This is a genomic window from Paraburkholderia atlantica, from assembly GCF_009362785.1.
GTDB lineage: Bacteria > Pseudomonadota > Gammaproteobacteria > Burkholderiales > Burkholderiaceae > Paraburkholderia > Paraburkholderia atlantica.
In genome coordinates, this window is the sequence record NZ_WHNQ01000012.1 from 164961 (window position 1) to 180298 (window position 15338).

12 protein-coding genes are annotated in these 15338 nt (G+C 64.5%); 1 reads left to right on the top strand and 11 read right to left on the bottom strand.

Features of this window, described 5'->3' with window-relative positions:
* The 10 genes from GCT19_RS19150 to GCT19_RS19195 form a co-directional block, all read right to left on the bottom strand.
* Positions 1–858, bottom strand: coding sequence for a glycine betaine ABC transporter substrate-binding protein (locus tag GCT19_RS19150; RefSeq protein ID WP_013091671.1), 858 nt, complete (start codon positions 856–858; stop codon positions 1–3).
* A gap of 178 nt (positions 859–1036) precedes the next feature.
* On the bottom strand, positions 1037–2227 hold the full coding sequence (locus GCT19_RS19155) for a hybrid-cluster NAD(P)-dependent oxidoreductase (RefSeq protein WP_018438017.1): 1191 nt from the start codon (positions 2225–2227) through the stop codon (positions 1037–1039).
* A gap of 34 nt (positions 2228–2261) precedes the next feature.
* Positions 2262–3548 carry an aromatic ring-hydroxylating oxygenase subunit alpha gene (locus GCT19_RS19160; RefSeq protein ID WP_152852796.1) on the bottom strand — a complete coding sequence of 429 codons (1287 nt, stop codon included), beginning with the start codon at positions 3546–3548 and terminating at the stop codon, positions 2262–2264.
* Positions 3549–3621: 73 nt separating this feature from the next.
* On the bottom strand, positions 3622–4401 hold the full coding sequence (locus GCT19_RS19165) for an electron transfer flavoprotein subunit beta/FixA family protein (protein WP_152852797.1): 780 nt from the start codon (positions 4399–4401) through the stop codon (positions 3622–3624).
* Positions 4398–5585 carry an electron transfer flavoprotein subunit alpha/FixB family protein gene (locus GCT19_RS19170; RefSeq protein WP_193727422.1) on the bottom strand — a complete coding sequence of 396 codons (1188 nt, stop codon included), beginning with the start codon at positions 5583–5585 and terminating at the stop codon, positions 4398–4400. The genes GCT19_RS19165 and GCT19_RS19170 overlap by 4 nt, the downstream gene beginning before the upstream one ends.
* 7 nt (positions 5586–5592) lie before the next feature.
* A complete protein-coding gene (locus GCT19_RS19175; RefSeq protein ID WP_152852799.1) occupies positions 5593–7518 on the bottom strand; it encodes a (Fe-S)-binding protein in 1926 nt (641 codons plus the stop codon).
* Positions 7519–7520: 2 nt separating this feature from the next.
* Positions 7521–9584 (bottom strand): NADH:flavin oxidoreductase, encoded by a 2064-nt coding sequence (locus tag GCT19_RS19180; protein WP_152852800.1) that lies wholly within the window; start codon positions 9582–9584, stop codon positions 7521–7523.
* Positions 9585–9609: 25 nt separating this feature from the next.
* Entirely contained in the window at positions 9610–10149 is a 540-nt protein-coding gene (locus tag GCT19_RS19185; protein ID WP_018438011.1) for a DUF5943 domain-containing protein, read from the bottom strand.
* Between the two features lie 34 nt (positions 10150–10183).
* Positions 10184–11155, bottom strand: coding sequence for a dipeptidase (locus GCT19_RS19190; protein ID WP_018438010.1), 972 nt, complete (start codon positions 11153–11155; stop codon positions 10184–10186).
* A gap of 18 nt (positions 11156–11173) precedes the next feature.
* The gene (locus tag GCT19_RS19195) at positions 11174–12448 is read right to left on the bottom strand and encodes a serine hydroxymethyltransferase (protein ID WP_152852801.1); all 1275 of its coding nucleotides are present in this window, start codon (positions 12446–12448) and stop codon (positions 11174–11176) included.
* Positions 12449–12867: 419 nt separating this feature from the next.
* On the opposite strand from GCT19_RS19195, the gene GCT19_RS19200 reads away from it, so the two are divergent.
* Positions 12868–13863 (top strand): GlxA family transcriptional regulator, encoded by a 996-nt coding sequence (locus GCT19_RS19200; protein ID WP_018438008.1) that lies wholly within the window; start codon positions 12868–12870, stop codon positions 13861–13863.
* A gap of 110 nt (positions 13864–13973) precedes the next feature.
* Here GCT19_RS19200 and fdhA read toward each other — a convergent pair whose 3' ends face one another.
* Positions 13974–15173 (bottom strand): formaldehyde dehydrogenase, glutathione-independent, encoded by a 1200-nt coding sequence (gene fdhA / locus GCT19_RS19205; protein ID WP_152852802.1) that lies wholly within the window; start codon positions 15171–15173, stop codon positions 13974–13976.
* Positions 15174–15338 lie beyond the last annotated feature (165 nt).

Below are 15338 nucleotides of genomic sequence, written 5' to 3' on the forward strand. Positions count from 1 at the left end.
TTACTTCACCCAGCTATCCACGCGGTCGGAATGCGCGCTGATCCACGCGTCGGCCGCCGCGGCCGGCTTTTCGCCGTTCTGCGTGGCCAACATCACCGTGTCGATCTCACCCGGCTTCCATTGGAACTTCTTCAGGAACGCGACCACCGTCGGCGCCTTTTTCTCGAGCTCCGGATTCACCACGCTATCGACGTGCTCCGCTTCACCGAACACCTTCTTCGGATCGTCGAGGAATTTCAGCTTGTACTTCGCGAACATCCAGTGCGGCTTCCAGCCGGTCACGATGATCGGCTTGCTGGCCGCCTCCGAGCGCGCCAGCTCGGCGGTCATCGCGCTGCCTGAACTCGGCATCAGCTGATAGTCGAGCCCATAGGCCTTGATCGCCTCGCTGGTTTTCTGCATCACGCCCGCACCGGCGTCGATGCCGACGATGCGCGCGCCGAACTCCGACTTCTTCGCCTGCAGATCGCCGACGCTCTTCACGTCCACGTTGTCCGGCACGATCAGCCCGATCTTCGCGTCGTTGAAGTTCGGCCCGAGGTCGACCACCTTGTCCTTGAAGTTGTTCCAGTACGCGCCGTGCGTGACCGGCAGCCATGCGGACAGCGTCGCGTCGAGGTCGCCCCGCGCCACGCCCTGCCACATCACGCCGGCCGCGACCGGCACCAGTTGCACCTGATAACCGAGGCGTTTTTCGATCACTTCGGCGGCCACGTTCGACGTCGCAACGCTATCGTCCCAGCCCTCCACGTAACCGATCTTGATGGTCGGCTTCGAATCGGCCGACACGCCCGCACTGACCGCCGCCAGCATCACCCCCAACGCGCTTGCCACCACTACCTTTCCGATCAGTCTCATCGACGTTCTCCCGTTGATCCATTTGCCCATTGACGCGTTTGCCATCGAACCGCACACCGCGCATTTAGAATCGCCAACCAGAATTGCCGGGTAGCGTTGTTTTGCGACATGCAGTTGTCCGCATGCGACTTCCACGCAAATCCGCCCAGTGTTTGCCGCGTTCTTGTGGTGTTACGTATTACTTGTCGACGACGAGATCGCTCAGCGGCTTGCTGCAGCACAGCAGCACCATGCCCTGATCGATCTCGCGCTGACGGATACCGCCCGCGTGCTTCATCGCCACCTCGCCGGACACGAGCTTCACCTTACAGGTGCCGCACATGCCTTGCGTGCACGACGCTGGCAGCCGCACGCCCGCCTGCTTCGCCGCTTCGAGCACATGCTGGTTGCCGCCGCACTCGATGTCGCGATGACTGCGCGTAAAGCTGACCTTGAAACGCGTCGCGGTTTCCGCCGGGGCGGGCGCATCGCGCAGCGCGTCGGCGACATGCGCTTCGGCCGATTGCGCGGCGACTTCGCTGACGGTCTCGAACGAGAAGCTTTCCTCGTGATAGTGCTGGCGATCGAAGCCGCCTTCGTCGAGCAGATTGCGCACCGCCTGCATGTACGGTGCGGGCCCGCAGGTGAAAATCTCCCGCTCCAGAAAATCCGGCGCAATCAGTTTCAGCAGCGGCAGCGTCAGAAAGCCGGTGATGCCGGGCCAATTGGTGCGCGCGCCCACGCGCTCGCAGACGAACGCGGTGCGGAAATGCGCCTGATTGGCGGCGATCAGATCGAGCTCGCGCGCGAAGATGATGTCGTCCGGCGTGCGCGCGCTATGCACGAAGACGATATCGCTGTCCTCGCCGAGTTCATGATGCGTGCGGCTCATCGACATCAGCGGCGTGATGCCCGAGCCCGCCGACAGAAACAGGAACTTGCGCGCCGGATGCCGCGCGCAGGTAAATTCGCCGGCCGGCCCCAGCACGCGCACCTGCATGCCCGCGTGCAGATGGTCGTGCAGCCAGTTGGACACCGGGCCGCCAGGCACGCGCTTGACGGTGATCGAAATCGTATGGGGCCGCGTGGGCGGCGACGAGATCGTATAGCAGCGATTGATCGTCTCGCCGCCTATCTCCAGCTCCAGCGTGATGAACTGCCCCGGCTCGAACACGAATGCCCGCCCCGATGGCGCACGGAAGAAAAAGCTCTTCACGTCGTGCGTTTCGCTGCGAACCTGGCAGCACTCCAGCGTGTCGTCGGAGTCACTGTTCCAGCGTGCCGGCAGCGCGTCCCAGAAGCGCGGCTGCGTCACACGGCTCAATGCGCCCGCTGGATTCTGTGAAGTCTGCTCGATGTCCGCTTGAAACATGGCCTGATCGCGCATCATGGTTGTCCCCCCGCTCGTCATTGCGGTGTTGCACTCAGCGCGCGAACGACACGACTTTCTCGTCGTGCGCTGCTCGCGGGTTCGCGTCGTAATCCGCGAGACGGCCGATATACCACTCGCAGAACTTTTCGACGAGTCCTTCGGTGAACGGCGAATACGGACCCGGCTCATATGCGCTGCTCGTCGCGCCGCGCTGCGAATATTCGACGAGCGCGCGATCCTGGTCGTTGGTCGCGCGCCACACGGCGGTCAGATTGTCGACGTCGTAATCGATGCCTTCGCGCGCGTCCTTGTGCACGAGCCATTTGGTGCGCACCAGCGTCTTGCCTGCCGACAGCGGAATCACCGAGAAACTGACGATGTGATCGCTCATGAAGTGATGCCACGAATTCGGCTGAGTCCAGAACGACAGGCCGCCGAGATCGGCCTCCTTGAAACCGCCGAGCAGTTTCTTCGAGGCGACCTTCGCGTCGAGCGTCTGCGATTCACCGTCGCGATCGAGCGGCAGACGTTGCGTGCGAAACCCGGTGACCAGATCGGCGAGCCGCTCGATTTCCGCCGACGGCAACTGCATCGCCTCCCACTGCGCGGTGCGGCGCGCGACGGTGGCCTCGAACGCGGCCATGCCTTCTTCGTTCGCCGGCGAGCGTTGATAACCGAAGCCGTACTCGTACAGCGAGATGGTCAGCTCAGGATGGTTCGCGACGCAGTGATAGCACTCGCGATTGTTCTCCATCGTCAGCTTCCAGTTGCCATCCTCGATGATGTCGATCGACGCGGCGATCTTGCAGCCGGCCAGATCGTGCGGCAACAGATATGGTTCCATCGCGGCGCGCATCAGGGAAAAATCAGCGGGCGGCTGCTCGGCGAGGCAGATGAAAATCAGCCCCGCGAGATTTTCGACATGCACCGCCTTCAGGCTATGTTTGCAGCGGTCGAACTGTTCGCCCATGTGTTCGGCGAACATCAGGTCGCCATTGAGGCTATACGTCCAGCTGTGATACGGACAGACGATATTGCCCAGCGAGCCCTTGCCGGTATTGCACAGACGCGCGCCGCGATGGCGGCAGACGTTATGAAACGCGCGCACCTGCATGTCGTCGTCGCGCACGATCAGGATCGAGTCGTTGCCGATCTCGACCGTCACGTAGTCGCCCGGCTCGGGCACGTCGGGCTCGACCGCTACCTGAATCCAGTGCTGGCGGAAAATCGCGTCGATATCGAGCGCGAAAATATCCTCGCTCGTATAGAACGGCGCTTCCAGCGTGTAATTCTGCTTGCGGCGTTCGATCATTGCGCGAACGTCTGCGGAAACTTTCATTGTGTGCTCCGTTGCGTGTCACGTCTGGCGCCGCGCCAGGCCCTCCTGGTCGCATGCTGGCCCGAGCCGGAATTCAGTAATCCACCAGTTGATGCTCGCGCAAATACGCGAGGATCACTTGTGCTTTTTCGACGGAACTCCCTTCAATTACGACGCTGCCGCCGCGGCTCTCGGTCGTCGTCGCCGACAGCATGCGCGCGTGGCCCGAGCGCTTTTCGGCGGCGGCGAGCCGCACCGGTTTCGCGGTGGCGGGGCCGATGGTCCATGCGGACTGTTCGGGAGTAATGCCTTGCGGCGCGGTGGCGCCGGGCGCGGTGGTGCGCTCGATCGTGCCTTCGCGCAGCCGCGCATACGCGTACGAAGTCGCGGCGTTCGCGAGCGGATGGACGGCGATCAACGCGGGCAGCCGCACTTCGACGCGCCGTCGCAGGCCCTTCGGCATGAACTGCCGGACCTGCGCGCAACCATCGCGCACAGCCAGATCGACGGCAGCGCCGACGAGCGGTACCCCCAGCGCATGCGCGACGCGATACGGCAGCATGCCGCTATCGAAGCCGCCTTCGGCGCGCGTGCCGGTCAGCACCAGTTCGTAGCCACGCAAACGCGCGGCGAGTTGCGGCGCCGGATCGGCGTCGAGTGGCATGTCGAGCACTTCGACCGAACGCGCGCCGAGCGCCAGATACTCGTTCAACGCAGCGTTCGACGGATCGCCCGCATGCAGCACGTCGAGCGTCGCGCCATGCGTTTTCGCGAGTGACAGCGCCAGCGTCAACGCTGCCGCATCGTTGCGGCTATAGCGCGCGGCGCCGCTAACCGGATGACGTCCGACCGAAACCAACACGGCGATCTTCATGCGAGCACTCCTTCGGCTAGCTTGCCCGGCTGCAACAGTGCGGCCGAAGTCGCACGCGCGCCGCGCGCCGCGGCCGCCGCTTCGTTGAGCGCCGCGATGGTTTCCTGCGCGTCCGCGATCACGGTCAGATTCGCGCGCTTCGCGATCGGCGCGCTCGCGTCGAGATTGACTGCGATCACATGGCGGCAATCCTTGATGCCCTGCAGATGCTGCACCGCGCCGGAGATGCCGAACGCGATATACACGCTCGCCTCGACGGTCTTGCCGGTCGCGCCGATCTGCTTGTCGCGCGTGAACTTGCCGTCGTCGACGGCGACCCGGCTCGCGCCGATCGCCGCGCCGAGAGTCGTCGCGAGCCGCTCGAACGCGGGTACGTCGCTGACGCCGTTGCCCGCCGATACGATGAAGTCCGCTTCTTCCAGCGCAACCTGCGCCGCGTCGATCTCGTCGATGCCGAGATCGCGTATCGCGCGTTGCGCGTTCGTTGCTTCTGCCTCGCGGTCGAAGCGCCATGCGACCTGCTCGCCCGCGCCGACGAACGGCAGCTTCGGATCGACCGCGTTCGGCTCGAGCAGCACGACTTCGGGCAGCGCGCGGCTGGCGAGCGCCGTACTCGCTCGGATATAGGTGGACACGTGCCCGGCATCGATCTCGACGACGTGAGTCGCGACGCTTGCATCCGCCACCGACGCATAACGGCGGCCGAGGTCGCCGTCGCCCGTCGCGTTGTCGGGCAGGAAGACATGGGCCGGCGCGTAGGCTGCGACGCAGGCCGCCAGCGCATTCAACTCATCGTTCGGTGCGTACGTGCGGCGATCGAACATCGGCAATTCGATCAGCTTGTCGGCGCCGAGCGCGGCGGCATCGCCGGTGAATTCGCCGAACACCAGCAACACGACTTCGGTTTGCGCGTCGGCGATCAGCGCGGCGGCGGCGAGCGTCTGGCGCGCATGTTCATCGAGCGCGCCACGATCCGCGTGCGCCGCGACCAGCAGCACACGGTGCGGCGTGGCGGTCGTGCGGCGCGGCTTCGGCTGTTCGCGATGCCCGGCATGACGCGCGTCGGCTAGCGACGCACTGCCCGCTGCCCCCGCCATGCCAACCACGCCGAGCGTGATGCGCCGGAGCCCCTGCGCCGTCACCGTGAAAGGCCGGCGCGGATCGATTCGTTTGAGCGTATTCATCATCGCGTTACTCCAGCGCCGCGGCGACAAGTTCGGCCACGTCCAGCACTTCCGGACGCGGCCCCACTACCCCTTCGAGCATCGCCGTGCAATTCGGGCAGCCGACCGCGACGATCTCCGCGCCGCTCGCGCGCGCGTCGTCGATACGGATATCGGGAATCCGCCGTTTGCCGGGGATATCGGTCAACGGTGCGCCGCCGCCACCACCGCAGCAGCGTCCGCGCATCCCGTGTCGCTCCATCTCGACCACCTTGATGCCGATGCTCTTCAGCACACGGCGCGGCGCTTCCGTCTCGCCGTTGTAGCGGCCCAGATAGCACGGGTCGTGATAGGTAATATTGCGCTCCGCGACGGCGGCGGCCGCGCGCGGCGACAGTTTGCCGCTCGCGATCAGTTCGTCGATCAACGCCGTGTGATGCTGCACCTGATAGAAGCCGCCGAGCGCGCGATACTCGTTGCGCAGGCTATGCAGCACATGCGGATCGGCGGTAACGATGCGCGCGAACGAGTATTGCGAGAGCGTGCCGATCAGCGTACGAGCCAGTTGCTGGAACGTCGCTTCGTCGCCGAGACGCCGCGCGGTGTCGCCGGTATCGGTTTCGGCGCCGCCCAGCACCGCGTAATCGACGCCCGCGCGGTTCAGCACCTTGACGAGCGCGCGCAGTGTGCGCTGATAGCGCATGTCGAACGCGCCCTCGCCGGCGATCAGCAGTACGTCCACATGACGGCCCGGCTGCGCGACCTGCACCTGCAGATCGACGGCCCAGTCGTAACGCGCGCCGATGTCGTAGCCGTTGATGCTGCCGGTTTCGCGCAGATTCGCGAGCGTCGCCGGCCCCTTGCCGGGCACGCTGCCTTCGACGAGCGTCTGGTTGCGGCGCATGTCCACGATTGCGTCGACGTGCTCGATCAGCATCGGGCACTCCTGCACGCAGGCGCGGCAGGTCGTGCAGGACCACAGCGTGTCGGCCTCGATCAGCGTCGAGATCAGTGGCTTACCCGGCGCGCCCGCATGCTTGCCGACCGGAATGCCCGGCGTCGGACTGCCAGCGTATTGCGCATCGGTGCCGCCGACCATGCCGGTCACCAGATCCTGAATCAGCTTTTTCGGGTTCAGCGGCTGACCCGCCGCGAACGCGGGGCACGCCGCTTCGCATTTGCCGCATTGCACGCAGGCGTCGAAGCTCAACAACTGGTTCCAGCGGAATTCGACCGGCTTGCCGACGCCGTATTCCTTCGCGTCGAGCAGCGGCATTTTCAGTGCCGTGGGCGGCACGGCGTCGGGAGCGTTACGCGCCGCGGCGGCATCGGCAAAGCGCTCCTGACGCGGATGAAACGCGAGGTGCAGCAGACCCGCCAACGCATGTTTCATCGGACCGCCGCGCGCCGCGCCGAACGTCATCGTGAACGCCCCCGCCGCGATCAGCAGCGCGACGATCACGGCGAGCGCACCGGACATCGCCGTCGCGGGCAACGCGATGAACAAGGCCAGACCGAGCGCGAACGAACCCAGCAGCAGCGGCAACTGATCCCAAGGCCCACGCGAGAGCCGCGCCGACACCGTCTTCGCGCCATGCCGGCGGCGCCAGACGAACACCGTGCCGATCAGCATCGCCAGCGCGGCAACGAAGATCAGCTTGTCGAGCCACGGCGAATAGATCGCCAAGCCGTAGTTGACGAACACGAGCGCCATCGCGAGGATCGCTCCGCCCGCCGTCGCAACGTGCGTGCGTGCGATGTACGGATCGCGCGCAACTACATGATGCAGGTCGACGAAGTAGCGTTTCGGGATCGCGAGCAGATTGGTCCAGCCGTAGGCGCCCGCGACGGTCGCGCGGCCCTCGCGCCAGTAGGCGGCGCGGCGTGCCAGCGCGAACGCGAGACCGGCCACCGACACCCACAGCAGGACGGTGATGACAAACACGGGGCTCATCGTCAGAAATCCTTGCAAAGGCGCAGCGCGTCGTAGATCGCGCCGTGAATGTTGTGCATCGAGATGCAGTCGCCGACGCGGAACAGCAGGAAGCGTCCATTGCCGAGTTGCTCGTCCAGACACGGTTGCGGTTCGGACGCGAACAGCTTGTGCACGTCGACCTGGCCGCGATTGACCGATTCCGGCTTCAGCTTCCAGTAAAGCTGGTCGTTCGGCGTACTGCCGTTTTCGATCACCACCTGATCGACCGCGCGTTCTTCCTGCTCCTCGGTGTACTCGTTGCGGATCACGGCGATCTTCTTGCCGTCTTCCTCGTACACCTTGTCGAGCCAGTAGTTGGGCGTATGGATCACGCCTTGCGCGTACAGACGGCGATAGAAGATCGGGAATGTGGTGCCGCCGACGTCGTCGGCAACCTTCACGTCGGGCGTGACGATCTCCACGTTGCCGCCGCGGCTCGCGATGAAATCCGCGACGCCCGCGCCCGCATGCGTGCTGACGCCGTCGTACACGAGCACGTTTTGGCCCGGCTCGACCTTGCCGGCCAGCACGTCCCACGAACTGACCGCGAGCCCCGCGTCGACACCCCACGCCGCGACCTGCGACGTGAACGCCGAACCGCCGGTGGCGAGCACGACGATGTCGGGCTTCTCGGCCATGATGGTCCGCTCGTCGGCGGCGACACCGAGGCGTCGATCCACGCCGAGGCGCTTCGTCTCCATGTCGAACCAGCGCACGATGCCGGCCATCTGCTCGCGCTGCGGCGCTTTCGCCGCCAGCATGATCTGGCCGCCCACGTAATCGTTCTTTTCGAACAGCACCACGTCGTGACCGCGCGACTTCGCGACGCGCGCCGCTTCGAGCCCCGCGGGCCCCGCGCCGACCACGACGACTTTGCGCTTCGGCCCACGCGACTTGACGATCACGTGCGGCATCGTCGCTTCGCGCGAGGTCGCGGCGTTCTGCACGCACAGCACGTCGAGGCCGTTGTATTGACGGTCGATGCAGTAGTTCGCGCCGACGCACTGCTTGATTTCGTCCTCGCGGCCATCGCGGATCTTGATCACCATATGCGGATCGGCGATCTGTGCGCGCGTCATGCCGACCAGATCGACCATGCCGCTCGCGAGCAGCCGCTCGGCCTGGCCCGCGTCGCGGATGCTTTGCGCGTGCATCACCGGCACCTTGACGACCTGCTTGATGCCGGCCGCTAGATGCACGAACGGCTCGGGCGGCAGCGCCATCGGCGGCATGCAGTTGGCGAGCGTGTTGTGGGTGTCCGCGCCGGAACCGATCACGCCGAGATAATCGATCAGGCCGCTCTCGCTCATTGCCTGAGCGATTTCCTTCAGCTGTTCGTGATCGAGCCCGTCTTCATGGAATTCGTCGCCGCACATGCGCAGGCCGACGCAGAAGTCGGCGCCGACCGCTGCACGCACCGCCTGCAACACTTCGACGCCGAAACGCAGGCGGTTTTCGAGCGAGCCGCCCCATTCGTCGGTGCGGAAGTTGGTACGCGGGCTCCAGAACTGATCGATCAGATGCTGGTGCGCGGCCGAGATTTCGATGCCGTCCATGCCCGCATCCTTCACGCGCTTCGCGGCCGCCGCGAAATCGCCGATGATGCGGCGGATCTCCTCGACCTCGATGATCTTCGCATTGCCGCGATGCACCGGCTCGCGTACTCCCGACGGCGACATCAGATGCGGCCAGTGCTCGCCGTGAAACGCCGAACGGCGTCCCATGTGAGTGGCCTGAATCATGATCTTCGCGCCATGCGCGTGCATCGCTTCGGCGAGCCGTGCGAGCGGATCGACGATTCGGTCGGTGGCGAGATTCACCGACTTCCACCAGCCTTGCGGGCTGTCGATCGACACCGGGCTCGACCCGCCGCACACGGCGAGTCCGACGCCGCCCTTGGCCTTTTCCTCGTAGTAGCGGATGTAACGGTCGCCGGGCAGGCCACCCGGTTCCGCATAGACCTCCGCGTGCGCGGTACTGACGATGCGGTTGCGCAGCGTCAGCTTGTTCAACGTGAGCGGCTTGAAAAGGTTCGGGTAACGCATCGCGGTCGACCTCGGAATGCTCGGATTAGATTGATGCCAGCGGCGACACTTCGAACACACAGTGCTCGTGTCCTTCCGCCGCGCAGCGTGCTTCTTTCGATTGCGACGGCGGGCCCTTGCGCGCGCCGTCTGGCGCCGTATCGTTGACCCAGTCCATCGCGCCCGCGAACCAGCCGGCGAACATGTAGCAGAGCTTGCCGGTCTTGCCCGGTTGCGCGAGCACGAACGACGAGTGCCGTAATTCGATCCGCGCATGCGAGCTCGCCGGATCGGCTTCGATGATCCTGAACAGGCCCCAGCCGCGCTGGGACAGACGGTTCAGGTAGTGCTCGAATACCGCCATGCCGGTGAGGCCGTGCTGTTTCGCTTCCTTCTCGCACCAGAAGTACGCGGATTTGTAGCCGGCCTTGTAGAGAATCTCGGCGTACGTGTCGCGGCCGAGCGCTTCCTCGACGGCGACGTGGTTGTTGGTGAAGAAATGACGCGGCACGTAGAGCATCGGCAGCGCGTCCGTGGTCCAGACGCCGGTGTCCGGATTTACATCGATGGGCAATTGAGGTTGCATGTGGGAACTCCGTTTTGATCCGCTGTAAAAAGGCTCACACCTTCCAGACTTCGCCGAACACCCGTACCCAGTTCTCGCCCATGATCTTGCGGATGCGCGTCTCGCTCCAGCCGGCACGTTCCATCGCGGCGGTCAGGTTCGGAAACTCGCCGATCGTGCGAATGCCTTCCGGATTCACGACCTTGCCGAAGTTCGTCAACTGGCGATAACGGCCCTTGTCGTGCGTGATCCAGTCGAAAAATTCGGTGCTGTAGCCCTGCGTGAAATCCGTGCCGATTCCCACCTGGTCTTCGCCGATCAGGTTCACCACGTACTCGATCGCCTCGATGTAATCTTCGACGGTCGCATCGGGGCCGCGCTTCAGGAACGGCGCGAACATCGTCACGCCGACGAAGCCGCCCGCGTCCGCGATTTCCTTCAGCTGCTCGTCGGTCTTGTTGCGCGGATGCTCCTTGAGCCCGGACGGGCAGCAATGCGAATAGCAGACCGGCTTCTTCGACGCCGCGATCGCCTCCGACGAGGTCTTGCCGCCCACATGCGACAGGTCGACCATGATGCCGACGCGGTTCATCTCCTGAATCACCTCGCGCCCGTAGCCGGACAGACCGCCGTCGCGCTCGTAGCAGCCGGTGCCGACGAGGTTCTGCGTGTTGTAACAAAGCTGCACCACGTTGACGCCGAGATCCTTGAACGCTTCGATATAGCCGAGGTTGTCCTCGAATGCATGCGCGTTCTGGAAGCCGAAGATGATGCCGGTCTTGTTCTCTTTCTTCGCGCGGAAGATGTCGTCGGTGGTGCGCACCAGCGTGAGAATTTCGCTGTATTCGCGGATCTGCTGCTTCATTTCGGCGATGTTGTCGACGGTCTTCTGAAAGCTTTCCCAGACCGATACCGTGCAGTTCACCGCGGTGACGCCGCCCTTGCGCATGTCTTCGAACACCGAGCGCTCGAACTTCGAAATGTTCAGCCCGTCGATGATGATGCTGTTCTCGTGCAGTTGACTCATCGTTTGCTCCGCGCGTAATCAGTAAATGGGAAAGCGGTCGCACAGCGCGAAAATCTCGCGGCGCACGCGTTGTTCGGTTGCGGCGTCGCCTTCGGGGGACGTCCGCAGCGCATCGAGCACCTCGACGATCAGACGCCCCACCTCGCGAAACTCGCTGACGCCGAAGCCGCGCGTCGTGCCGGCCGGCGTGCCGAGGCGAATTCCGGAGGTGACGGTCGGCTTTTCCGTATCGAACGGAATGCCGTTCTTGTTGCAGGTGATGCCCGCGCGCTCCAGCGCCTGCTCGACCTGATTGCCCTTGAGCCCCTTCGGCCGCAGATCGACCAGCAGCAGATGGTTGTCGGTGCCGCCCGTCACCAGATCGACGCCGCCCGCTTTCAGCACGTCGCCGAGCGCCCGCGCGTTCGCGAGCACGCTGTCGATATAGGTTTTGAAGCCCGGCTGCAGCGCCTCGCCGAACGCGACCGCCTTGCCGGCGATCACATGCATCAGCGGTCCGCCCTGCAAGCCGGGGAACACGGCGGAGTTGATCTTCTTCGCGATCTCTTCGTCGTTGGTCAACACAAAGCCGCCGCGCGGACCGCGCAGGGTCTTGTGGGTGGTCGACGTGACCACGTGCGCATGCGGGACCGGATTGTCATGACGGCCGGCCGCGATCACGCCCGCGATATGGGCCATGTCCACCATCAGCTTCGCACCGACGCCGTCGGCGATTGCGCGCAGCCGTGCGAAGTCGAGCGCGCGCGGATAGGCGGAGAAGCCCGCGATCAGCAGCGTCGGTTTGTGCTGTTGCGCCAGTTCCTCGATCTGCTCGTAGTCGATCAGCATCGTGTCGCGCCGCACGCCGTACTGCACCGCGTTGAACCACTTGCCCGACAACGCGGGCTTCGCGCCGTGCGTCAGATGCCCGCCCGCGTCGAGCGACATGCCGAGCACCGTATCGCCCGGCTTCGTCAGTGCGAGCATCACCGCGCCGTTCGCTTGCGCGCCGGAATGCGGCTGCACGTTCGCGAACTTCGCATTGAAAAGCTGCTTGATGCGATCGAGCGCGAGCGTCTCAATCTCGTCGACGTATTCGCAACCGCCGTAGTAGCGCTTGCCCGGATACCCTTCCGCGTATTTGTTGGTCAGCACCGAGCCCTGCGCGTCGAGTACCGCGCGCGACACGATGTTTTCCGACGCGATCAGCTCGACTTGCGACTGCTGACGCTCGAGCTCTTTCAGAATGGCGCCGCGCACCGCCGGATCGCGCGCCGGCAGCGAGTCTTCGAAGAAGGGATTCGGGTTCGACATGGAAGGTCCGTAAGAACGTTGACGGGAAGGCTGTTGCGGGTTGCCGGCGGGGTCGCGCCGCCGCTTTGCCTTGGATCTATTCTTGACGGTCGGCCCGCGCGTCAATTTACGAATTCAGACGCGTTCTTTGCCTTTTCCGCCATGCGCGTCCTTTTTCGACAAGTCGCGCAGTCGGCCCGCGTGGGGCTGCACTACAAGGCAGTCTTGCTGCGCCGTTCGGGTGCGCCGTATTGCCGTCGCGGCGCCGTTCTGGTGCCGCGTGGAAGCGATTTCGTCAGCGGATTGCTTAGCCATTCCAGGCTGTGTGCGCAGCATCCAAGGGTTTAGCCTGATGGCATGGTTGTTGCCCTGATACTCAGAATTGAGATAGTCGCCTTCCCCACAGCGACGCGAAATTTACATCAGGATTCCCCGTTCCCATGTCCACCGATCGCACGGCATCGTTGTCGCATTTCGCATTTATGCCGGTTCCCAACTTCACGATGATCGCGTTCACCAACGCGATCGAAGTGCTACGCATGGCGAACTACCTGACGGGCCAACCGCTTTACCGCTGGTCGATCGTGAGTCCCGCCGGCGGGCCGGTCATGGCGAGCAACGGGCTTTCCGTCGATACGGGGCCGGTCGAATGCGTCGGGCAACCCGATATCGTGTTCGTGGTCGGCGGCATCGATGTGCAGCGCTCCACCACCGCCGAGCATCTGTCCGCGCTGCGCCGTTTCGCGCGCATGGGCTGCGTGCTGGGCAGTCTGTGCACGGGCACCTATGCGCTCGCGCGCGCCGGCCTGCTGGCCGGTTATGCGTGCGCGATTCATTGGGAAAACATGTCGGCGCTGAAGGAAGAGTTTCCCGACACGCGCTTTCTGAAAGAGCTGTTCGTGATCGATCGGGATCGGGTGACCTGCACCGGCGGCGTCGCGCCGCTCGACATGATGCTGAATCTGATTTCGCCGCGCGTCGGTACCGCGCGCGTCACGCAGATCGCCGAGCAGTTCATCGTCGAACACGTGCGCGACACCAGCGCGCAGCAGAAGATGCCGCTGGTCGCGCGGCTCGGCTCGGCCAACAAGTCGCTGTTCGAAGTGATCTCGCTGATGGAGAACAACATCGAGGAGCCGCTGTCGCGCGAGGAACTTGCGCGGCTGGCGGGCATGTCGCAACGGCAGTTGCAACGGCTGTTCCGCGAGCACCTGGGGATGACGCCGACGCACTACTACCTGACGTTGCGCCTGCGGCGCGCGCGCGAGCTGCTGTTGCAGACCGACATGTCGATCATGCACATCACGATGGCGTGCGGCTTCCAGTCGGCCTGCCACTTCTCGAAGAGCTATCGCGACGCGTTCGGCACCGCGCCGACGCGCGAACGCCGCAACCAGGCGCCTTCGCTGTCCAGTGCGCCAGTGCTGGCTGCTTGATCAATGAAAATACGCTGAACCGTGGTCCGTTCAGCGCGTGCTTAAGACGACGCGCTGCGTGGACCAACAGCCCACGCAGCGCTTAGCGGCAATTTAGCGGCTAGCGAACTTCAAGCCGCCTTCAATAGCCCATGCGGGTCGATCACAAACTTCTTCGGCGCGCCGCCGTCGAATTGCCGGTAGCCCTCGGGCGCATCGTCGAGCGATACCACCGTCACGTTGACGATATCGGCGATCGGCAAACGATCCCACAGGATCGCCTGCATCAGATCGCGGTTGTACTTCATGACCGGCGTCTGCCCGGTGTGGAACGAATGCGACTTCGCCCAGCCCAGTCCGAACCGCAAACTGAGGCTGCCCTTGCGCGCGGCGGCATCGGCCGAGCCTGGATCGTCGGTCACGTAGAGTCCGGGAATGCCGATGGCGCCAGCCGCGCGGGTGATTTCCATCAGCGAATTGAGCACCGTGGCCGGGGCTTCCTCGTGCGAGCCGCTGCTGCCGTGACCGTGCGCTTCGAAGCCGACGCAGTCCACCGCGCAATCCACTTCGGGCTTGCCGAGGATCTGCTCGATCTGTTCGCCGAGCGTCGCGTCCTTCGACAGATTGATGGTCTGGAAGCCCATCTTGCGCGCGTGCGCGAGGCGCGCCTCGTTCATGTCGCCGACGATCGTGCAGGCCGCCCCCAGCAGGCGCGCGGACGCGGCCGCCGCCATGCCGACCGGTCCAGCGCCGGCGATATAGACGGTCGCGCCGGGCTTGGCTCCGGCCATCACCGCGCCGTGGTAGCCGGTCGGCAGAATGTCGGACAGGCAGGTCAGGTCGCGGATCTTCGACATCGCCTGCGCGCGGTCCGGGAATTTCAGCAGATTGAAGTCCGCGTACGGCACCATCACGTATTCGGCCTGGCCGCCTATCCAGCCGCCCATGTCGACGTAGCCATACGCGCCGCCCGCGCGCGACGGATTCACGTTCAGGCACACGCCGGTGTGCTGCGCCTTGCAGGTCGGGCAGCGTCCGCACGCCACGTTGAACGGCACCGACACCAGATCGCCGACGCTCAGCGTTTCGACGTCGCGCCCTACCTCGATCACTTCGCCGGTAATCTCGTGCCCGAGTATCAGGCCGACCTCGGCGGTCGTGCGGCCACGCACCATGTGCTGATCGGAGCCGCAGATATTCGTGCTCACCACCTTCAGGATCACCCCATGGCCGATCGAACGGCCACGTGGATCGACCATCTTCGGATAGTCGATCGACTGCACTTCGACCTTGCCCTGCCCCAGATACACGACGCCGCGATTGCTGCTCATTGTCTCGTCTCCATGTTCGTGAGCGACGCGCCCGCACGCTGCATGGCGCGCCGTTCCACCAGCGTAGCGGCGGTCCGCGGCGACACCTGTGCCGAACCCGACACGCGTTTGGCTACAACCGACAACGCCAGCAACGCTCGCGTTGCGGCCCACAACTTTTTCTTT